General features: G+C 65.4%; 12 protein-coding genes. 3 read left to right on the top strand and 9 right to left on the bottom strand.

What is annotated here, in order from left to right:
* Nucleotides 1–83: 83 nt before the first annotated feature.
* From C8J40_RS08770 to C8J40_RS08785, 4 genes are all read right to left on the bottom strand, one after another.
* On the bottom strand, nucleotides 84–2,456 hold the full coding sequence (locus C8J40_RS08770; protein ID WP_132896725.1) for a PAS domain-containing sensor histidine kinase: 2,373 nt from the start codon (nucleotides 2,454–2,456) through the stop codon (nucleotides 84–86).
* 146 nt (nucleotides 2,457–2,602) lie between these two features.
* Nucleotides 2,603–5,758: a TonB-dependent receptor gene (locus C8J40_RS08775; RefSeq protein WP_132896726.1), complete on the bottom strand. Its 3,156-nt coding sequence runs from the start codon at nucleotides 5,756–5,758 to the stop codon at nucleotides 2,603–2,605.
* A 184-nt stretch (nucleotides 5,759–5,942) separates the two neighbouring features.
* A complete protein-coding gene (gene ahcY / locus C8J40_RS08780; protein ID WP_132896727.1) occupies nucleotides 5,943–7,376 on the bottom strand; it encodes an adenosylhomocysteinase in 1,434 nt (477 codons plus the stop codon).
* 401 nt (nucleotides 7,377–7,777) lie between these two features.
* Nucleotides 7,778–8,338 (bottom strand): YqgE/AlgH family protein, encoded by a 561-nt coding sequence (locus C8J40_RS08785; RefSeq protein ID WP_132896728.1) that lies wholly within the window; start codon nucleotides 8,336–8,338, stop codon nucleotides 7,778–7,780.
* A gap of 109 nt (nucleotides 8,339–8,447) precedes the next feature.
* Between C8J40_RS08785 and C8J40_RS08790 the strand changes: the two genes are divergently transcribed.
* From C8J40_RS08790 to C8J40_RS08800, 3 genes are all read left to right on the top strand, one after another.
* Nucleotides 8,448–8,927: a peroxiredoxin gene (locus C8J40_RS08790; protein ID WP_132896729.1), complete on the top strand. Its 480-nt coding sequence runs from the start codon at nucleotides 8,448–8,450 to the stop codon at nucleotides 8,925–8,927.
* A gap of 221 nt (nucleotides 8,928–9,148) precedes the next feature.
* Nucleotides 9,149–10,585 (top strand): AMP nucleosidase, encoded by a 1,437-nt coding sequence (locus C8J40_RS08795; protein WP_132896730.1) that lies wholly within the window; start codon nucleotides 9,149–9,151, stop codon nucleotides 10,583–10,585.
* A 64-nt stretch (nucleotides 10,586–10,649) separates the two neighbouring features.
* Nucleotides 10,650–11,156, top strand: a complete 507-nt coding sequence (locus C8J40_RS08800; RefSeq protein WP_132896731.1) for a hypothetical protein — start codon at nucleotides 10,650–10,652, stop codon at nucleotides 11,154–11,156.
* Nucleotides 11,157–11,453: 297 nt separating this feature from the next.
* Here the strand turns inward: C8J40_RS08800 and C8J40_RS08805 are convergent, their stop codons facing one another.
* From C8J40_RS08805 to C8J40_RS08825, 5 genes are all read right to left on the bottom strand, one after another.
* The gene (locus C8J40_RS08805; RefSeq protein ID WP_132896732.1) at nucleotides 11,454–13,286 is read right to left on the bottom strand and encodes a M2 family metallopeptidase; all 1,833 of its coding nucleotides are present in this window, start codon (nucleotides 13,284–13,286) and stop codon (nucleotides 11,454–11,456) included.
* Between the two features lie 212 nt (nucleotides 13,287–13,498).
* Complete coding sequence (locus C8J40_RS08810) at nucleotides 13,499–14,260, bottom strand: alpha/beta fold hydrolase (protein WP_132896733.1); 762 nt, start codon at nucleotides 14,258–14,260, stop codon at nucleotides 13,499–13,501.
* 130 nt (nucleotides 14,261–14,390) lie between these two features.
* Nucleotides 14,391–19,346 (bottom strand): YadA-like family protein, encoded by a 4,956-nt coding sequence (locus C8J40_RS08815; RefSeq protein ID WP_207901180.1) that lies wholly within the window; start codon nucleotides 19,344–19,346, stop codon nucleotides 14,391–14,393.
* Between the two features lie 554 nt (nucleotides 19,347–19,900).
* Complete coding sequence (locus C8J40_RS08820; protein WP_132896735.1) at nucleotides 19,901–20,926, bottom strand: aspartate-semialdehyde dehydrogenase; 1,026 nt, start codon at nucleotides 20,924–20,926, stop codon at nucleotides 19,901–19,903.
* Nucleotides 20,927–21,297: 371 nt separating this feature from the next.
* Nucleotides 21,298–22,014, bottom strand: coding sequence for an MgtC/SapB family protein (locus tag C8J40_RS08825; protein WP_132896736.1), 717 nt, complete (start codon nucleotides 22,012–22,014; stop codon nucleotides 21,298–21,300).
* Between the last annotated feature and the right edge of the window lie 4 nt (nucleotides 22,015–22,018).

Consider the following 22,018-nt stretch of genomic DNA (forward strand, 5'->3'; position numbering starts at 1 on the left):
CCACCCGTCAGCACTCTCTACGGCCGGCGAGCACGCGGAACGGTGGATGCCGGAACAAGCCCGGCATGACGGAGTGGCAGTAATCATCGCCGCGGCAATTCTACGGTGATCAGCGTGCCGGCACCCGGCTCCGAGACCAGCTCGATCGTCCCGCCATGCGCCTCCACGAACTGCTTGGCCAAGGGCAACCCCAGACCAAGCGCGCGATCCCCCATCGGCTTCGACTCCGCAAACCGGTCGAACGCGTGCGCGACCGCCTCGGCGTCCATCCCGACCCCGTCGTCTGAAACAACAATCCGCGCCGACGTCGCATTGCCGTCGGTGTGCAGCAACACCCGCCCGCCATCGGGCGTTGCCGCGACCGCGTGGCGCAGGAGATGCTCGACGACCTCCTTCAACCGCTTCGGATTGCCGTTCACGCGCCCGGTAGAACGCGCCACCTCGACCGCGAAGTCGAGCTTCCGCCGCTTGGCCGACGGCAGGATCGTCTCCGCCGCCGCGCGAACAGTGGTCGCGAGGTCGACATCTGTCCGATCCGTCTCCGCCCGATCACTCTCCGCCCGCGTCAGGTCGAGCACGTCGTCGACCAGCAACCCAAGCCGCTCGACGGACTCGAGGATCGCCCCGACATAGCCCTCGGCCTGCGGCGTCATTGCGCCTGCGTACCCGCCATGCAGCATCTCCGCGAACCCGCTGATCGACGTCAGCGGCGTGCGCAGTTCGTAGCTCATGTTGGCTACGAACGCCGTTTTCACCTTATCGGTCGCTTCAAGCGCGTCCGCGCGATCCCGCAGAGCCTGCTCCGCGCGCCGGCTGTCGGTGATGTCGAGCATCGTGAACAGCGCATTCCCATCGGGCAGCGGCACGCCGGCAAACTCGAAATGCCGCCCATCCGCGAACGCCACGCGTCCGCCGCGCTGCTGGCGTCCGACTGTCGCCGAGCGGACGAGATCGGGGATCAACGCGGACCGCCCCGGCGTCGCGAGCTTGGCGCCAGCCGCCTCGGCAAACGCATCGACACGCGGATGCGAGGCGAGGAACTCCTCCTCCAGCCCCCAGAGCGCACGGAACCGGTTGTTCCAAAGCTGCAACCGGCCATCCGCCGCGAACACACCGAGTGCCTCGAACAGATTGTCGAACGTCGCGGTCCGCACGCGCAGCAAGGTATCGCGCGCGCTGGCGAGTTGGACCTGCTCGGTGCGATCCTCGAAGATCAGCAGCAGGCCGCCGTCCGGCAGAGGCTGCGCGACGACGCGAAGATGCGTGCCGCCCCGGAGGTGCCAATTCTCCTCCATCGCCCCCCCGCCGACCGAGCCACCCTGCGCCGCGCCCGTCTGCATGAACCAGTCGCGCCGTTCCGCCTTCCAGCTCGGGAAGTCGCGGACCTCGGGCAGCCGGTTGGCTTCGCGCATTCGCTCGAGCACCCGGTCGAATTCGGGGCGGTCGGCAAGCCATTCGCTGCGCATCGCGAACATCCGCCGAAACGGCTGGTTGCAGAACACGAGCGAGCGGTCCCCGCCAAACTGCGCCACGCCGGCTGACAACCGATCGAGCATCGCGCGTTGGGCTTCGGCAAAGCGCTTTGCCCCCGACCGCGCCTGCTCCAGTTCCTCGATATCGATCGCGAACCCGGCCACGCCGCCGCTCGGCAGCGGCACGTCGTAGATCTGCAACGACCGGCGCGCGCCGTCGATCGTCGCGGGCAGAACCTGCTGATGCGGCCGCCCCTGTTCGCGCGCAACCGCCGCGCCGGCGAGCGGCCCACCGCGCCCCGATCCCTCGACCAGTTCCAGCCCGCGCGCGACGACATCGGCAGCGTCACGCCCCTCGACCGCATCGACATAGGCCGTGTTTACCATCGCCAGCCGCAGATCTGTCGCGCGGTACCACATCGGCATCGGCGCGGCCTCGATCAGCCCGGTCAACGACTCATATGCTTCACCCAGCCGCGCGGTTTCCGCCCCAAGCCGAGCGATCTCCGCCTCGCTATCGGTCGCGTCGAACGCCCAGAGCAGCACCGCACCCGTGGCGCCCATCTCGCCGGGGGCTCGGCCCCCGCGAAACGTGATCGCGCGCGTCGAACCCTGCAGCCGGACCGAGCGAACGAAGGCTCGCCCCGACCGCTGCGCCGCAGTGACATCCGCGATCAACCGTGCAGCATCGTCCGGGGACAGGCTCGTGCCGCCGGTGGCCAGCTCCGCCAGCGACCGCGGCGGTACGTCCAGCCCAAGCCAGTCCGCCATCCGCTGCGTCATCTCGATCCGCCCACCCGAGCGTATCACCGTAACGATCGCCGGCGATCCGTCGAGGATCGTCCGCAACTGCGCGTTCGCCTCCACCGTTTCCGTTGCATCCGCTCGCGCACGCATACCGAGATAGAGCAGCGCCAAACCGCCGAGGATCGCCAGAAGCAGAATCGCCCCCACCGTTACGGCAGTACCGGTCCCGAGGACCATTATCGGGGAGCCCGTAGCGACATCATCCGTCCATGTAGGCCAAACCGTCCCTTGGGGGAAAGCCACCAGACAATCAAAAGGGCGGGCCCGACATTCGGACCCGCCCTTCGTAATCTGGTGATCATCCTTGCAGACGACGGCTAGGCTTAAAGCTTCACGCGAGCGCCAACGTACATAAACCGGCCGACGTTATCGAAAATCGCGTCGTTCCCGTTACCCAGCAAGCCATAAGGCGGCTTCTTGTCGGTCAGGTTATCGACGCCCCCGTAGAACGTGAACCGCTTGTCGACGTCCACCGACGCCCGCAGCGCGTGATAGACGACCGACGGATAGTAAACCCGGTCGGCATAATAGGGATCCAGCGCAGCGACGCCGTTGGTGTCGTGCTGGGCTTCCCAATCGGTGATCGACTGGCGACCGACGTAGCGGAGCTGATACCCGACCGTGACGGGTCCATGCGTGTAGTCCGCCGAGACGTTGAAGTTGTAGACCGGATCACCCAGCTCGCCCTTGATGCGCTCCTTCTGGCCGGGGTTGTCGAGATACGGATAATCCGTGCGATCGCGAACCCAGGTGCCGACGAACCGCAATGCGATCTTGTCGTCGGCGAAGATACGGCGGTTGTACGACACATCGACGTCGATGCCCTTCGCCCGCAGCGCAGCGAAGTTGACCGTGCTCTGGAGCAGCGCGGTCTGGGCGAACTCACCACTCGCCTGGCGCGGGTTGATCAGACCGCAGAACTGGTTGTCGAGCGATGCTGCGTCATAGCAGGCATCGAGGATGGTCTGCGCACCGACTGCGGCGATGACGTTGCTGATCTTGATGTCGTAATAATCAGCCGTGATCGCGAGGCCAGGAATGAACGACGGCTGGAGAATCACGCCGTACGTCCAGCTCCGCGACGTCTCAGCCTCGAGGTTGGGGTTGCCGCCCGACAAGAATTCGGTGCTGCCAGCACGGGCTGCGTTGTTGATGAAGTTGGCAGGGACACCAGCTGCGGCGCAGTTGGCGGCACGCGTCGCGCGGCCGGTCTTGATGAAGTTGACGTCGCAGGGATCGTTCAGAATGTCGAAGTTCTGCGAAGGCGACGAGTAGAGGTCGCTCAGTGTCGGCGCACGGACAGCCTTGGCATAGCTGACGCGGAACTTGATGTCGCGAACCGGCGCGTACAGGGCGCCGGCATTCCACGTCCACACGGTACCCGCCGAACCCTTGTAGTCGGCAACGCGCACAGCCGCGTTCGCCGAGAGTTCTTCGGCGAAACGCATGCCCTTGAGCAGCGGCAGGTTAAGCTCGCCATACGCTTCCTTCACCGCGAACGACGGCGGCGTGAAATCGGGGATCGCGTTGAGGAACGTTGCGCCGGATTTCACCTGGTCGTCATACGCGTAGGACGCGGTCTCACGACGATATTCGCCGCCGACCGCGAACTGCACCGGGCCACCAGGCAGCTCGAACAGCTGCGAGCTGTCGCCGACGATGTTGGCCGTTACGTCGAACTCGGTCGCCTTTCCGGTCCGGTGCGAAGTCGTGTTGATGTAGTTGAGTGCTGCCTGGCTGGGAGCGCCATTCCCGAGCACGTTCAACGGCACGCAGTTCGGATCGGTGACACTGGTCTGGTTGATCCGGCACACGATGGTCCCCGCGCCGTTCCGCACGGTATCTACCGCATTGTAGAAATTCTGATTGATGCGGTTGTTGAAGAACGACGAACGGGTGCGGAACTCGCCGTAGTTGACCGAGAAATCATACTTCCAGTCGGTGTTGAACGTGCCTTCCGCACCGCCGACGATGCGGTAGGTGTCACGCCGGTCGAATTCGTCGCGCGTGCCGAAATCGTTGTTGTTGCGATTCAGGCGGAAGAACTGCGCACCCGCCGGCAGCAGCGAACGGATCGTCGCGGCATCGCCGGGCTGGAGATACGGATTGTCCAACGAGATCGGGATCCCGATCGTCTGCCGGCTGAACCCGCCAACGGCCGCACGCGTGAAGGGATTGCCGTTGGCGTCCTCGTCTGCGACGGTGCCCTGCTCGCCACCCTGGGCAAAGGTCGGCGTACCCTGGTTGAAGCTCTCGACGCGGACGAACTTCGCCTCGATGAACGGCTTGAAGGCGTCGGATACGTCGAAGTGACCCAGCAAGTTGGCGACGTAGCGCTTCAGCGATGGCTGCAACGTACCGCGATCGTTGAGGATGCCGCCGTCGCCGCCATTGTTGTTGTTCGAACCGGCCGGACGGAAATCGGTGCCGTAATTATACTCGTACAGCGAACCGCCGGGGTTGAAACCGAACACACGGGGATAGCCGTTGGCAAGGCAGCCTGCCGCCACGGTCCCATTGCTGCACGCACCGATCCCGGCGCCGTTATAGGCGATGAAGTTGCCGCCATTGTCATAGCCGAAGCTGTGAACATCCTTGAGGAACGTACGGTTCGGAACCGTGTTGTCGAGCGCGGGGCTATCCACCTGCTGGAACTGGCGACGTCCGGTGTACGCACCCGTAAGGCCCGGCCGATCGGCATAGGTAACGAGGTCGGACTGGTTATATTCGAGGTTCAGCGCGATGTTGCCGCGGCCGTCGGCGAAGTTCTGACCGTAGGTACCGCTGAGACGATACGTGCCGTGATCGCCCTTGTCGCTCAAGCCGCTCTGCGCGTTGAGCGTCAGGCCCTCGAAATTGCGCTTCAGCACGAAGTTGACGACGCCGGCCATCGCGTCCGAGCCATAGACCGCGGACTGGCCGCCGGTTACGGCGTCGACGCGTTCGATCAGGTCGGTCGGGATGGTGTTGGTGTCGACCAGGAAATCACCCTCGGACGAGGTGATATGCCGGCGGCCGTTGACCAGCACCAGCGTCCGGGTAACGCCAAGCCCGCGCATATCGAGGAAGTTCAGGCCCGAGGTGCCGATGAACTGCGTCGAACTCGCCTGGCTGTAGGTCGAACGCAACGACGGAAGGTCGTTCAAAACGTCGCCGACGGTGATCGCACCGGTGCGCGTTAGGTCGGCAATCGTCAGAGTGGTAACGGGCGCAGGCGAATCGAGCGTCGGGCGTGCGATACGCGAACCCGTCACGACGATATCGCTGCCGGCATTGGCTTCGGGCGCCGCCGTCTGCGCAACTGCGCCGGTCGTGGTATCAGAACCGACGGGAGCGGCCGGATCGGAACCGGGAGCCTGGGTCGGGGCATCTACCGGCGTCGCTGTCTGCGCTGCTGCCGGGATCGCCGAGGCCAATACGAACGCGACTGTCGACGCGGTTACGAACAATCCGGACTTCCGGACCGATATGCCAATCATACTAACAACCCTCTGAACCTAAGCGTTTACTGCAGTCAGAAGGACACCTTTCCTGTCTATTTTTCAATCCGTGCGACGAAACATTACGAAAGTGTGACATCACCGCAACACGGTTGCGTAACGAAATAGCCGCGCCCGCCTGGTGGCGGACGCGGCTTTCGAAAACCCTACGGAATCCTGAAAATCAGTAGCGGTAATGGTCCGGCTTGAACGGGCCTTCGACCGGCACGCCGATGTAACCGGCCTGCTTGTCGGAGAGCTTCGACAGCTTCACGCCGAGCTTCTCGAGGTGGAGCATCGCGACCTTCTCGTCGAGGTGCTTCGGCAGGACGTAAACTTCGTTCTTGTAGTTCTCACCCTTGGTCCAGAGCTCGATCTGCGCGAGCGTCTGGTTGGTGAACGAGGCCGACATCACGAACGACGGGTGGCCGGTGGCGCAACCCAGGTTCACCAGGCGACCCTTCGCCAGGATGATGATCTGCTTGCCGTCCGGGAACTTCACCAGGTCGGTGCCCGGCTTCACTTCGGTCCAGTCGTAGTTCGACAGCGCGGCGATCTGGATCTCAGAGTCGAAGTGACCGATGTTGCAGACGATCGACATCGGCTTCATCGCCTTCATGTGATCGGCAGTGATGACGTCGGCGTTGCCGGTCGCGGTGCAGAAGATGTCGGCGCGCTTGACGGCCTCTTCCATCGTCACGACCTCGAAGCCCTCCATCGCCGCCTGCAATGCGCAGATCGGATCGACTTCGGTGACCATCACGCGCGCGCCGCCGTTGCGGAGCGACTGGGCCGAGCCCTTGCCGACGTCACCGAAACCGGCGACGCAGGCGACCTTGCCGGCGAGCATGACGTCAGTCGCGCGACGGATCGCGTCGACCAGCGACTCCTTGCAGCCGTAGAGGTTGTCGAACTTCGACTTGGTGACCGAGTCGTTGACGTTGATCGCGGGGAACGGCAGCTCGCCCTTCTTGGCGATCTCGTACAGGCGGTGAACGCCCGTCGTAGTCTCTTCCGAGACGCCCTTCAGGTTCTTGACGGTCTCGGTTAGGTAGCCGGGGTTCTTCGCGACGTACGCCTTGAGCGCACGCTGCATCTCGACCTCTTCCTCGTTCTCGGGCTCGGGCATCGTGTGGCCGGCTTCGAGCTTGGCGCCCCAGAGTGCGAACATCGTCGCGTCGCCGCCGTCGTCGAGGATGATGTTGGCGGTCTGGCCCTCTACGTCGCGATCCCACGAGAAGATGTCGCCGACATAGTTCCAGTAATCCGCGAGGCTCTCGCCCTTGATCGCGAACACCGGCACGCCGGTCGCGGCGATCGCGGCGGCGGCATGGTCCTGCGTCGAGAAGATGTTGCAGGTCGCCCAGCGGACGTCGGCGCCGAGCGCGGTCAGCGTCTCGATCAGCACCGCGGTCTGGATCGTCATGTGCAGCGAACCAGTGATGCGCGCACCCTTGAGCGGCTGCGCTGCGCCGAACTCGGTACGAAGCGACATCAGGCCGGGCATCTCGGTCTCGGCGATGTTGATCTCGGCGCGGCCGAAATCGGCGAGGCTGATGTCGGCGACGACGTAGTCGGTCTTGCCGTCAGTTTTCTGGGGCGCGAGCGTGGTGGCCACGAGGATATCTCCTGGGAATGATCTTGATCGGCGAGCCTCATGCCCGTGCCGGATGCCGAGCCCTGTAGGGGAATGGGGGGCTCAAATCAAATATAAAGATATCTTTATATGACGTGTGAGCGGGCGAACCCTAGAACCTACTCCGTCACCCCGGACCTGTTCCGGGGTCCACCGTTCCGCATACCCTCAGGCCGCTGGATACGCGGAACAGTGGATGCCGGAACAAGCCCGGCATGACTGGGGGGAGAAGGCGCGTTGGCCTGGCCTGACCCACCCTAGCCTTCTTAAACTCCCCTCCCTGGAAGGGAGGGGTTGGGGGTGGGTCGGTTCGAGGCGCGCGCACGGCTAGCCAACCGGCCGACCCACCCCCGGCCCCTCCCTTCCAGGGAGGGGAGCAGAAGTCAGGCCCGCCCCGTCTCCGCGACGAGCAACCGCGGATCCACTCCGGCCTGCGCAAAGGCCATCGTCCAGCGATCCTCCGCGGCGGTATCAAACAGCAGTTCGGCGTCCCCCGGCACGTTGAACCACCCCGGCCGCGACAACTCGCCCTCGAGCTGCCCGCCATCCCAACCGGCATAGCCAAGCGCCACCACCCACTCCGACGGGCCCTTTCCCTCGGCGATCGCACGCAGCACGTCGACCGTGCTCGACAGCTTCCATCGCCCGGCGACATCGACCGAATCCTGCCCGCCCCAATCCGACGAATGCACCACGAACCCGCGCCTAGGCTCGACCGGTCCGCCGAAATGCACGGCTGCGTTGGGGGCATCGCCCGGCTCGATCCCGAACTGTTCGAGCAGATCGTGGAAGCCCAGCCCGTCGATGGTCGCGCCGATGCCGATGCCGATCGCACCATTCTCGTCATGGCTGCACATCGCGATGACCGCGCGGGCGAACCGCGGGTCGCTCATCCCGGGCATCGCGAGCAGGAATTGTCCGGAAAGAAAGGGCGTCTTGTCCATGCGTTCGACCATAGCGACGCGGACGATCGCCCGCCACGCTTGAAATACTCGCTTCCGCGTCCAAGGTACGGCTCGCCCGCAACCAACGCGCGGCGACAGGAGATTTCAGATGACGATCAGCGTCGGCGACCGGCTTCCCACCACCAACCTCGTCAAGGCGACCGCAGACGGCCCCGACCAGGTCGATACCGACAGCTTCTTCAAGGGCCGCAAGGTGGCGCTGTTCGCGGTCCCCGGCGCGTTCACGCCGACCTGCTCGGCCAAGCACCTTCCCGGTTTCGTCGAGAAGGAGGCCGAACTGAAGGCCAGGGGCATCGACGAGGTCGCCTGCGTGTCGGTCAACGATGCGTTCGTGATGGGCGCGTGGGGCAAGTCGGCGGGTGCCGGCGACATCACGTTGCTGGCGGACGGCAATGGCGATTTCGCCAAGGCGATCGGGCTGACGATGGACGGCTCGGGGTTCGGCATGGGCATCCGCAGCCAGCGTTACTCGATGCTGGTCAACGACGGCGTGGTCGAGCAGCTGAACGTCGAGGCACCGGGTGAGTTCAAGGTGAGCTCGGCAGAGCATCTGCTGAGCGAGATCTAATGCGAGAGGGGCGGGAGCGATACCCGCCCTCATTACCACCCCGGCGAAGGCCGGGGCCCAATTGGCAAGGCCGAGGTAACTTCGGACCGGCCTCTGTTACATAAGTCCCCCAATTGGGCCCCGGCCTCCGCCGGGGTGGTACATTGACGTCGAGCGCGCCTTAAACGCTCCCCTCCCCCGCAAGTCTTGCCACCGTAACCTCCGCCACCTAACACTGCCCGATGACAATCGCATCCGACCTCGTCGCCGACCTCGACCGCCTCTACCGCGCTTCCGTCGAGCGCCTCCAAGCCGCCATGAGCGACTATATCGCCGACGGCACGACGCCCGATCCCGCCAGCCGTACCGACGGCTCGTTCGCTTATCCCGAGATCCGGCTGACCTATAAGGGCGGTGTCGATCGCCCGACCCCGCTTCGCTCGTTCGGCCGCATGGTCACGCCGGGCGAGTACAAGATCAGCGTCACCAAGCCCGCGATCTTCGCCGAATACCTGATCGAGCAGCTGACGTTGCTGATCGAGGACTACGACGTGACGGTCGAAGCGGTCGAAGGTCGCCAGGAAATCCCGTTCCCCTATGTGATCGAACCGGGCCACGCGCTGAGCCTCGACGAGGTCTCCGCGACCGAATTGTCGCGTCACTTCCCCGCCACCGAACTCGCGCATATCGGCGACGAGATCGCCGACGGCCTCTGGATCGCGCACGACGAGACGCGGCCGCTCGCGCTGTTCGACGGCCTGCGCACCGATTTCAGCCTTGCCCGCCTGCGCCATTACATGGGCACGCCGGCCGAGCACGCGCAGCGCTTCGTGCTGTTCACCAACTATCACCGCTACGTCGACGAGTTCGTCCGCTGGGCCGGTACGCAGCTGGGCGACGGATCACGATTCACCAGCCTGTCGGGCGCGGGCGGGATCACGATCTCGTCCGGCGACGACATCGACAAGATCATCTCCGACAGCGCCTGGCGCCGTCACCAGATGCCCGCCTATCACCTGATGGCGGACGACCGCACCGGCATTACGCTCGTCAACATCGGCGTCGGGCCGTCGAACGCGAAGACGATCTGTGACCATCTGGCCGTGCTGCGCCCCGAGGCATGGCTGATGATCGGTCATTGCGGCGGCCTTCGCCCGAGCCAGCGGATCGGCGATTATGTCCTCGCGCACGCGTATCTGCGCGACGACCATGTCCTCGACGACGTGCTGCCGCCCGAGATCCCCGTCCCCGCGATCGCCGAGGTGCAGGTCGCGATGGCCAAGGCGGCCGAGATCGTTTCGGGCCAGTCGGGCGAGGAACTCAAACGCCGCCTCCGCACCGGCACGATCGTGACCACCGACGATCGCAACTGGGAGCTTCGTTACTCGAAGTCCGCACTCCGCTTTTCGCTCAGCCGCGCAGTCGGCATCGACATGGAGTCCGCGACGATCGCCGCGCAGGGCTATCGCTTCCGCGTCCCCTACGGCACGTTGCTCTGCGTCTCCGACAAGCCGCTGCATGGCGAACTGAAGCTGCCGGGGCAGGCCAACCGCTTCTACGAGCGCGCGATCAGCGAGCATCTGCGGATCGGGATCGAGACCTGCGAACAGCTCCGCCTGGAAGGTTCGAAGCTCCACAGCCGCAAGCTTCGCGCGTTCGACGAGCCGCCGTTCCGGTAAAAATCGGAGCGGATCGGGCGGGAATGCGTTACGCTTCCGGAATCATTGCTGAGGGAAGATAGAAGTGGCCGACACCGACACGCCCGATACGGAAGCAAAGAAGCCCGCCGCCCGCCGTCGCGCGCCGCGTAAGGCCAGTGCGCCGAAGGCGGCTCCGGCTGCGACGTCGTCTGCAAAGCCGGTCGCGCCCAAGCCCGTACCGGTGACCAAGCCGGCCGCGGACAAGCCGGTGTCCGCCGCGCCGCCCAAACCCGTCGCGAAACCAACGCCAAAGCCGCGTTCGACCAAGCGCAGCACGCCCCGCCCGGCCCCCGCGCGGAAAACCGCCACGCCGGTCGTGGTTGCCAAGCCACCCGAAAAGACGCGTGGCAAATGGGGCGCCGCCGCGATCTTTAGCGGTGTCGCGGTCGCTGGCGCCGCAGTTGGCGCGCTCCTGACGCTGCGCGGGAGCACGCCCAAGGCCCCGGTACCGCTTAAGCCGAAGGGCAAGCAGGCGCATCAGGCCGACGGGGCGGACTCATCGAAATCGTTCGAGGCCGGGATCGCCGACCCGGGGACGGTTCCGGAGTAAGCTGCTCACGCCGAGCAGCACACCTCCCCTGCTAGCACGCCACCCCGGCGGAGGCCGGGGCCCAGTTGGGGGGCACTGCTAACGGAGCGATGCGCTTCATTACTCGGGACGTTCCAACTGGGCCCCGGCCTTCGCCGGGGTGGATTGGGTTGGATAACCCGGCCTACTCCTCTCGTTCCCCCGCGGAGGCGGGGTAGAGCTAAAACCGCGGTAGCGTTCGTAACCCTGGCCCCCCGCTTTCGCGGGGGAACTAGGAGTTAGCGGGCGAAAATCAGCTGGCGATAAGCCAACGCCCCCTCACCACCCGGTCGGCTTGCCCTTGTTCTGCACGTCCAGCCAAGCCTTCAACGGCGCGAAATACTCGACCAGCGCCGCGCCCGACATCTCGCGGCTCCCGGTGAACACCTGCAGCGCATCCGGCCACGGCTTCGACTGCCCCATGCTCAGCATCGCGTTCAGCTTCGTCCCCACCGTCTTGTCGCCATAGAAAGAGCAGCGATGCAGCGGCCCCTTCCAGCCCGACTGGTCGCACGCCGCCTTGTAGAACTGGAACTGCAACACCCGCGCTAGGAAGTACCGCGTATACGGCACCGCCGCCGGAATATGGTATTTCGCGCCCGCATCGAACTTGGTCTCGTCCCGCGCAACCGGCGGCTTGATCCCCTGATACTGGAGCCGCAGCTGGTCCCACGCCGCCTGATACCCAGTCACCGGGATCTGCCCCGAGAACACGCCCCAGCGCCATTTGTCGATCAGCAGCCCGAACGGCAGGAACGCGACCTTGTCCAACGCCTGCCGCAGCAGCAGGCCGATGTCCTTGTCCGCGCTCGGCACCTTCGCCTGGTCGAGCAGGCCGATCTTCACGAGGTAATCCGGCGTGATCGACAAAGCGACGGTATCGCCGATCGCCTCGTGGAAGCCGTCGTTCGCACCGTTCTTGTAGAGGAACGGCTGCGCCTTGTACGCGCGCTGATAGTAATTGTGGCCGAGTTCGTGGTGGATCGTGACGAAGTCGTCCGCGTTCACCTTTGTGCACATCTTGATCCGGATATCGTCCTGGTTGTCGAGGTCCCAGGCCGACGCATGGCAGATCACGTCACGATCGGCGGGCTTGGTAATCTGCGACCGCTTCCAGAACGTCTCCGGGAGGGGCGCGAAACCGAGCGAGGAATAGAAGCCCTCACCCTGCTTCACCATCTTGAGCGGATCATAGCCCTTCGCCTTGAGCAACTCCCCGGTATCGAAACCAAGATCGCCCGCACCCTTGGGCGCGACGATGTCGTAGATGTTGCCCCATTCCTGCGCCCACATATTGCCGAGCAGGTCGCTGCGGATCGGCCCGGTCTTTGCCTGCACCGCGTCGCCGTATTTCTCGTTCAGCTTCCACCGCGTATACGTATGCAACGCCATGTAGAGCGGCTCGACCTGCTTCCAGATCGTGTCCGTCAGCGCGGCGAACTGCTCGGGCGTCATGTCATAGCCCGAGCGCCACAGCGCACCGACGTCCTTGTAGCCGAGCTCGCGCGCGCCTTCGTTCGAGATCGCGGTCATCTTCGCATAGTCGCCACGCATCGGTGCGCCGACCTTGTCGTTCCAGCTCGTCCACATCTCGGTGAGCTTGGCCGGATCGCGCGTCGAACCCATCGCCGCCTCGATATCCGAGCCGTTGATCGGCTTGCCGTCGAGCGTGCCCATGCCCTTGCCGTAGGACGACGACATCTTGGTGGTGAGCGTCGACAGTTCCTCCGACGCGCCCGGCCGCGTCGGGGCCGGCAGTGTCAGCCCGCCGCGCAACAGGTCGAGCTTGCGCTTGGTATCGAACGACAGCCCCGGCAGCGACGCGTACCGTGCAGCGCCGAGCGCGTATTTCACCCCGAGATCAGTCATCTCCGCGCCCGACTTCGCTGCCAGCGCATCGGTGTCGTCGGTGATGTAGGTCGCGTTGACCCACGCGACGCGGTTTGCGTCAATCGACGCAGCGGCCATCACGCGCTCGGCTTCGGCGACGAACGCGTCGGCTTGCGCGACGGTCGGCTTGCCAGTGGCGGCGGGAGCTGCAGTCTGGGCCTGTGCCGTCACGGGGACGGCAATCGCGCACGCGAGCGCGATAAGAGAGACGGTACGGATCATGATCTTCCCCTGGATTATGCGCCCAGAGTGATGGTCCGCCGCGGCCCGGTCAACCGTGCAACGCCGACCTTTGCGATCCGCCCCCGCCAGGGGAGGTGGCGCCGCAGGTGACGGAGGGGGAGGACATGCAACAAAGGTTTCTCTTTCCTCCCCCTCCGTCTGGCAAGGGCCAGCCACCTCCCCCTGGCGGGGGAGGATCAAGAGGAGCCAAGTCAGCCCGCCAGGAAGTCGGCGATCGCCTGACCAAGTTCGGGCTTCACCACTGCGCTCATGTGGCCGCCGGGCGTCTCGACATACGTTCCGTGGGGCAGCGCCGCAGCCAGATCCGGCGCCGAGCCGTTGTCCTGGTCCTCCCCGCCGCACACCACGAGCGTCGGCTGCTGGATCGCCTTCACACTCTCCAGCGGCGTGTCGACGAACGTCTCGAGGATGCCCAGCAACGCCACCGGATCGCCGCCGGTAGTCTTCAGGAATGCCTCGGCCAGCCATTCCGGCGTACCCTGCACATGCTGGCCCAGCTTCGTCAGGATATTGCGGAAATGCCCGGCACGCCGCGACGTCTGCGTCAGCCCCTCCAGCCCCATCCCCGAAAAAATCACCCGCCGCGGCGTCGCGCCCGTTGCCAGCATCCGCGACGTCGTCCGCGCGCCGAGCGAATAGCCGCCCAGATCATACTCGGTCAGCCCGAGATGCGCGATCAGCGCATGGCCGTCCTGCGTCAGCGCATCCGCCGGATATGCCTCCAGCCCATGCGGCTTGTCGCTGGCGCCATGCGCGCGCAGGTCCGGCATGATCACGCGGAAGCCCTTGGCGGCGATCTTCGCGGCATGGCCGTAGCGGATCCAGTTGGTCTTCGCGTCGGAGAAATAGCCGTGGATCAGCACCACCGCGCGTCCCTCACCGACTTCGTGCCACGCGAGGCGCGTGCCGTCGAAGCTGTCGAAATATTGGGTCTCGCTCGGGGTGCTCGCCACGGTCTCATCCTGCAATGGTGTCGGCGTCCGTTCGGAGAGCCGACACCGTCTGTCAACGCCCCCAAACGAAAACGGGCGACCCGAAGGCCGCCCGCTCCCGCATCCTTATGAGACGTTCAGACCTTAGCGATCAGAACTGATACCCGATCCCGCCCGAGCCACCGGCCCGGCCCTGCGAGTCGTAGGTACCGCTCAGCTTGACCACGGTGTGGCCGTCATTGAACGCCTTCGACATGCCGACCGCGACTGCCGATTGTCCGGCATAGGTGCCGCCACCGATCGCGACCATGCCCTTGCCTGCTTCATACGCCTGGGGGAGCCCCGCAGCCGCAAGCGCACCCGACGTGCCCGCATAGCCGTCGCGTCGCACCGAGCGGAGGTCGAAATCGAGCGCCGCGATCCGTCCGTCGGTATACGCATTGGCCTGCGTCACCGCCGAATTCATGCTCGAATTCAGCTGCCCGACATTGACCGCGTCGGTGGTCGACACGCCCGCCGCGACGTTGCTGAGCACGGTTGCCGCGCCGCCTGCGTTGAACGTCACGTTGGTCCGTCCGGCACCGTATTGGACCGAGTTGCTGCCGAGCGCCAAGGCGCTGTCCGCGGCACCCTGCGCCGTCGCGACCGCCTGGTTGGTGGTGTAGAGCTGACCACCATTCACCGCATCGGTCGATCCCGCTGCTACCACTGCGGCGGCAACATTGGTGACCGTCACCGGTGCCGCCGCGTTGCCTCCCGCCAACGTCACCGTGTTGGTGCGGACGCCGTTCGCATCGGTGCCGTACGACACCGCGTTCACGGCGGTTAGCGCCAGGGCGTACACCTGCCCGCCATTGACCGCATCAGTTGATCCCGCGGCGATCGATCCACCAGCGACATTGTGCAGCCCGACCGGACCAGCCGCCGCACCGACCAGCGTCAGGTCGTTGGTGGGCGTGCCGCCATTAGGGGTCGTGGGGCTGCCGGGGTTGGAATATTGCACCGTCCCGATCGCGCCGTTGTTGATATCGTTGCCGAGATTGGTGACCGCAGTGCTGACATTGGTCACCGAGGCGCCGAGATTGGCGACGGTCCCCCCGAGATTGGTGACCGTGGTCGACAGGTCGCTCACGGTATTGCCGAGATTGGTGATCGCCGTGGTGTTCGAAGCGACCGCCTGGTTGGTGGCGTTAAGCTGCGCGCCGTTCACCGCGTCGGTCGATGTAGCGTTGATCGCGCCCGCCGCGACATTGCTGATCGTCGTGCCTCCCGCTCCGCCGAGCGTCACCGAGGTCTGTGCGGCATTGTCGTAGCTCACGCTGTTCGTCGCCACCTGGCCGATCTGCCCGCCCACGCCGGCAAGCGCATCGCCGACATTGGTGTAGGTCGTGCCATTGATGACGTAGCTCGGCCCGGTGATCGCGCCGGTCGTGACGTTGTACGCAGCACCGCCGCCGAGGCTTGCGACGAACGCGTTGCCCAGCGTGTTCGAGACACCGCGCAACTGCGCGACGTTGACCGCGTCGGTATCCTCGCTGCCGGCGCCGACGCCGGTGATCTGGCGTGTGCCGAGCGGCGCGAACGTCCCGGTGGCGGGATCGACATAGTCGGCGGTGCGGGCAACCGCGATCTCGCCGATCGAGGATTGCGCGCCGGTGAGCCCGAACGCGGTGTAGTTGGCGACCCCACCGCGCAACGTTGACGAGGCGCTGCCCAGCGCGACGCTGTTTTCCAGATTGGCGATCGCCCCTGCGCCGAGCGCAGTGGAGGCGAAGGCGGTGGCCGACGAGAGCGTACCGAGCGCGGACGAACCGAAGCCGGAGGCGACTGAGCGTTCGCCGACGGCAAGCGTATAGTCCGCCGACGCCGATGCGGCGGTGCCGAGCGCCGTCGCGTTCAGGCCGCTCGCGGCCGAGTTGTTACCGAAAGCGGCGGCAAAGTCTCCCGTGGCGGTGCTGGCGTTGCCGACTACCAGCGTGTTGACGCCGCCGGTCACGATGTCCGACCCGAAGGCGAGCGAGCCGTCGCCGTTCACCTGGTTGCGGTTGCCGAGCGCCAGCGCGCCAAGACCGTTGACGACGTTGCTCGTGCCGATCGTGATCGTCCCGTTGCCGGTCGCCTGGTTGGTCTGCCCGATCGATACCGATCCGTTGCCGGTGGCGAAGTTGGTGTCGCCCAGCGCCACCGCGCCGATCCCCGTTGCTTGGTTGTCGCGGCCAAGCGCGACCGCACCGTCGCCGGTCGCGATATTGGGATCGCCGATCGCCACCGCACCGTTACCGGACGCGATATTGGCGAAACCGATCGCCACCGCCCTGCCGGTGATCGCGCTCGATCCATCGCCGATCGCCACCGATCCCGCGCTCGCCGCGACCGTGTTGCGCCCGGCGGCGATGGCGCCATCGGCACTGGCGACGGCGTTCGGGCCGATCGCCGTGGAATCGGTACCCATCGCCCGCGAGTCCGCCATGACCGAGGTCGTGTTGAAATAGCGCAGATCGGCGCTTGTCGGCATGCCGCCGAGCGATGTCTCGATCGCGGACACGGCACCCTGCACGCTACCATAGGTGGTGCCGCCATAGAGGATGCCAGCAGCCACCGCGCCGGTACCCGGATCGTAGGTCGAGCTCCCGCCGAGCGCCGAGGCAACGCTGCTGCCCAGCCCGAACAGCTGCCCGCCATTGACGGCATCCAGGCTGCCGGCGCCCAGCACACCCGCAGCCACGTTGGTGATGCGCTGCGCTGCGCCACCACGGTTCGCGCTGAACGCCTGAAGCGTGCTGTCGTACAGCAAGGCGTCGGTTTGAAGCGCGGTAACGCTGGTATTGATGTTCGCGATGTTGGTCGTGTTAACGCCGACCGCATCATTGGTGGCGCCGAGCTGTGCGCCGTTCACCGCATCGGTGCTACCCGCGCCGAGCGTGCCTGCCGCGACGTTGCCAAGCACGACCGGCGCAGCCCCTGCCCCGCCGAACGTGACGCGCGACCGGCTCAGGTCGTCATATTGCACCGCCAGCCCGTTCAGCGTGCCGACCTGGCCGGAGACCAGCGCCAGCTGACCGCCGTTGACCGCGTCGGTCGACCCGGTTGCAACCACCCCGTTGGCGACATTGTGCAGCGCGACCGCACCGGCTGCGCCGCCGACCAGCGTGGCGTCGTTCGACGGCACGCCCCCGTTCGGCGTGGTCGGCGTACCCACATTGGAATATTGCAGGGCACCGATCGCGCCATTGGCGATGTTGGTGGTGAGGTTGGTGACGTTGGTGTTGGTTGCGAACAGCTGGCTGCCGTTGACCGCGTCGGTCGAGGTGGCACCCAGTGCGCCAGCCGCGACGTTGCCGAGGCCGACCGGTGCCGCCGCACCGACGCCGCCGAGCGTCACGTTGGCGCGGGTCGCGTCGTCATACTGGACGGCCAGCGTGTTGAGCGTGCCGACCTGGTCGACAACGGTCGAAAGCTGACCGCCGTTGACCGCATCGGTCGATCCCGTCGCGACGACACCCGCGGCGACATTGTGCAGCCCGACCGGCCCTGCCGTCACACCGACCAGCGCGACGTCGTTGCTCGGCAAACCGCCATTCGGCACGGTCGGCGTTGCGGCGTTCGAATACTGGACCGCGCCGATGCCGCCATTGCTGATGTTGGTCGTCAGGTTCGTCAGCGCGGTGTTGGTGTTGGTGACGTTGGTGTTGGTCGCGAACAGCTGGCTGCCGTTGACGGCGTCGGTCGAGGCCGCATCGAGCGTACCTGCCCCAACGTTGGTCAGCGCGACCGATGCCGTCGCACCGACACCGCCGAGCGTCGCCCGCACGCGCGTCGCATCGTCATACTGCACCGCCAGCGTGGCGAGATCGCCGACCTGGCCGGACACGGTCGCCAGCTGGCCGCCATTCACGGCATCGGTGGAGCCTGCCGCGACGACGCCGGCCGCGACATTGTGCAGCCCGACCGGTGCTGCCGTGGCACCGACCAGCGCAACATCGTTGGTCGGGGTACCGCCGTTTGGAACCGTCGGCGTGGCCGCGTCGGCATATTGCACCGCGCCGATCGCGCCGTTGGCGATGTTGGTCGTCAGGTTGGTGACGTTGGTGTTGGTCGCGAACAGCTGGCTGCCGTTGACGGCGTCGGTCGAGGTCGCGTCGAGCGTGCCCGCCGCGACGTTACGGAGCGCAACCGGTGCCGCCGCACCGACACCGCCCAGCGTCACGCTTGCTCGGGTCGCATCGTCATACTGGACCGCACCGCTGGCAACCGTGCCGATCTGCGCCCGGACGCCGGCAAGCTGGCTGACGTTCACCGCGTCGGTGTCCGCCGAGCCTGCCGCGACGTTGGTGATCTGGCGTTCGCCACCTACGGTGCCGACGGAAACTTCGCCCGCCGAGTTCTGAAGCGCGGCAAGCCCGATCGCGGCGTAATCCGCCTGTGGCCCGCGCGCGGCAATGCTGTTCGCCCCCAACGCAACGCCGTTGACGCCGGTGGCGGTCGCCCCCGTACCCAGCGCAACCGCGCCCGTCGCGCCCGCACCGACGCCAGCATTGGTGCCGAGCGCAATCGACCCCAGCGCGGTCGCATCGGTCACCGACCCATTGCCGAACGCGATCGAGTTCTCCTCGCCTGCAAACGCCGCCGCCCCGGTCGCGCCGAGCCCGGTGATCCGGTTGCCGCCGATCGCGATGCCGGCCGGGGTCCGGAGCTCAAAACCGTCCGCCTGCGAAACGCAGTTGGAATTCGGCCCGATCGCATTTCCGTTTATGTCGAGTACGCTCAGCGTGATGTCGTCGCCATCGGCCGCAGAGGTCAGCAACCCGTCGACGTCGATGGTCTGCGTCGTTGCGGGAAGCGCCGGGATCAGCCCGCCCACCAACGGCACGAGAAGAATTCGGTTCACGGTCGTCAGGATAGGATTGAGCGTGTTCTCGATCGGTGTGACGACCCCGCCGATGACGGGGCGCATGATCTCGGTAACGACCGATTTCGGGAGGCTGACGCCGGAGCACACGCCAACGACGTTGGGGGGCGGGACAATTTGGGCAACGGCTGGTTGTGACGCAAGCGTCGTCGCAGCGGCCAGCCCAATCAACGATACACCGCCGCGGATCTGCCGCATGATGCTCATGTCGCGCCGCCGCCAGGCGGTTTGGTGCATCCCGGATGTGGTGACGCCCGAATTCCGAGCTTGCGACGCATTCCCATAAGCCGATGCGATAGACATGCCGATAACCTCCACAAGCGACTGCAAATGCAGCCCAACCGTCACCGGACACTGGTTGTCTTCCAACCTAGTGACCGGAACGTGGGAAGCCTCGACCCATGATTACTAACAGTAAGTTACCTATTAAAACGGCTTTGATATCTAGCCAATATGATCGGATTCCGAATTTATACTTAGATCGGTTATATACGATAGCATTACGAAAGATCAAAATTGAGCTTATCTACACATGTTAACCGGCCCACTCCTGACCGAAGATCAACATTTCACCCAAAACATAACAAGGTTTGTTATGTGGCCAATTGTCGAAGTGGGTCTGAAGGCCCCGCGACGAGCGCCGAAAAATTTTGGGCACGCTTCGAAAAGCAGAAACCGCGCCGCCATTCTGGATGGCGACGCGGTCAAGCGGATCGAAGCAGTTTATATCGGGGCGAGTCGCCCCGCGCAGTTTAGGCCTTCTGCAAATGCCGGCGCCCAAGCAGTTCGGCGATCTGGACCGCGTTCAGCGCCGCACCCTTGCGGAGGTTGTCGCTGACGCACCACAGGTTCAGGCCGTTCTCGACGGTCGAATCCTCGCGCACGCGGCTGATGTACGTCGCGAAGTCGCCGACGCACTCGATCGGCGTGATGTAGCCGCCGTCCTCGCGCTTATCGACCAGCATGATGCCGGGCGCTTCGCGGAGGATGTTCTGCGCTTCCTCGGCCGAGATCTCGTTCTCGAACTCGATGTTGATCGCTTCCGAATGGCCGACGAACACCGGCACGCGGACGCAGGTCGCGGTGACCTTTATCTTCTTGTCGAGGATCTTCTTGGTCTCGACGACCATCTTCCACTCTTCCTTGGTTGAGCCGTCGTCGAGGAAGCTGTCGATGTGCGGGATGACGTTGAAGGCGATCTGCTTGGTGAACTTCTTGGGCTCGGCCGGATCGCCGACGAAGATGTTGCGGCTCTGCTCGAACAGCTCGTCCATCCCCGCCTTGCCCGCGCCGGAGACCGACTGGTAGGTTGAGACGACGACGCGCAGGATCTTCGCCGCATCGTGCAGCGGCTTCAGCGCGACGACCATCTGCGCGGTCGAGCAGTTCGGGTTGGCGATGATGTTACGGACCTTGTAGCCGTCGATCGCCTCCGGGTTCACCTCGGGCACGATCAGCGGCACGTCGGGGTCCATGCGGTAGAGCGACGAATTGTCGATCACGACGCAGCCGGCAGCCGCAGCGATCGGCGCGTAGATCGCCGAGCCCTCGGAGCCGATCGCGAACAGCGCCATGTCCCAGCCGTTCCAGTCGAAATGCTCGATGTTCGTGCATTTGATCTGCTTGCCGGTGTCACCATAGTCGACCATCAACCCCTGGCTGCGCGACGACGCGACGCAGGCGATCTCGTCCGCCGGAAACTCGCGTTCCGCCAGGATGTTGAGGATCTCACGCCCGACATTGCCGGTCGCGCCCGCGACCACCACCCGATAACCCATGTTGTCACTCCGATTGGACTTGGGGCGGGCAGTACCGACGTTGCGCCACGAGGTCCAACGGCTTTCGACTTGTTGCGCGGATAGGGGGAGTTTGGGGGGATCGCGGCGACCGTTGCACCTGCTTCCTTGTTCCCCCGCGAAGGCGGGGGCCCAGACTGGACCCCCGCCTTCGCGGGGGAACACGCTAGTGCTTGGCGATATATATATTAGCACCTGCCCCAGCAGTAGCACCACCCCGGCGGAGGCCGGGGCCCAGTTGGGGGACGTTGCCAACTGAGCGCTGTGGTCCACTACTGCGACCTTTCCAACTGGGCCCCGGCCTTCGCCGGGGTGGTGGCTGGGGAAGGTGCACAGCTAGATCCGCCCCCGCCTCAATCGTGCGTCCGCGCCTGCCATGTCGCATGCTCGATCCCGTGCACCTTCGCCAGGTGATCCGTGATCGCATCCAGCTCCCCAGCCGGCACGTTCGTCGCCACCAGCGTAGCCGCAATCTCGACCCGGTCCTCCCCCCGCTCGGTCACGTCCAGCTCCGCCACCTGCAACTGCGCAGCCTCCAGATGCTCCACCACCAGATCGCCGATCGGCCCGGCATCCCCCGCCGCCGCGGTCACCATCACGCTATACGTAGCCTCGATCGTCCGCCCCTCGGTCGGGATCCGGTTGATCCCGTCGACCAGCGGCCGCAGCGCAGTGTTCGCCAACAGCACGACGAAGGTGAGCAACCCCGCCTCCGCGATCATGTCGCTGCCCGCGCACGACCCCACCGCCGCCGAGCACCACAAGGTTGCCGCAGTATTGAGGCCGCGGACGTTCATCCCCTCCTTCATGATCACGCCCGCGCCGAGGAAGCCGATCCCCGACACGACATAGGCGATGATCCGGATCGACTCGACGTCGCCGCCCAGCCGCTGCCCGAGATCGACGAACGCTGCCGACCCGAGCGCGACCAGCGTGTTCGTGCGCAACCCCGCGGTCCGCTGGCGATACTGCCGCTCCGCCCCGATCAACGTCCCGAACACGAACGCGGCGATGTAACTCACCACCGTGTCGAGGAAAGGCCACAGGTGAAACGTCTCGACGAACCGCACCGCC

It is taken from the genome of Sphingomonas sp. PP-CC-3A-396 (assembly GCF_004343105.1).
Lineage (GTDB): Bacteria > Pseudomonadota > Alphaproteobacteria > Sphingomonadales > Sphingomonadaceae > Sphingomonas.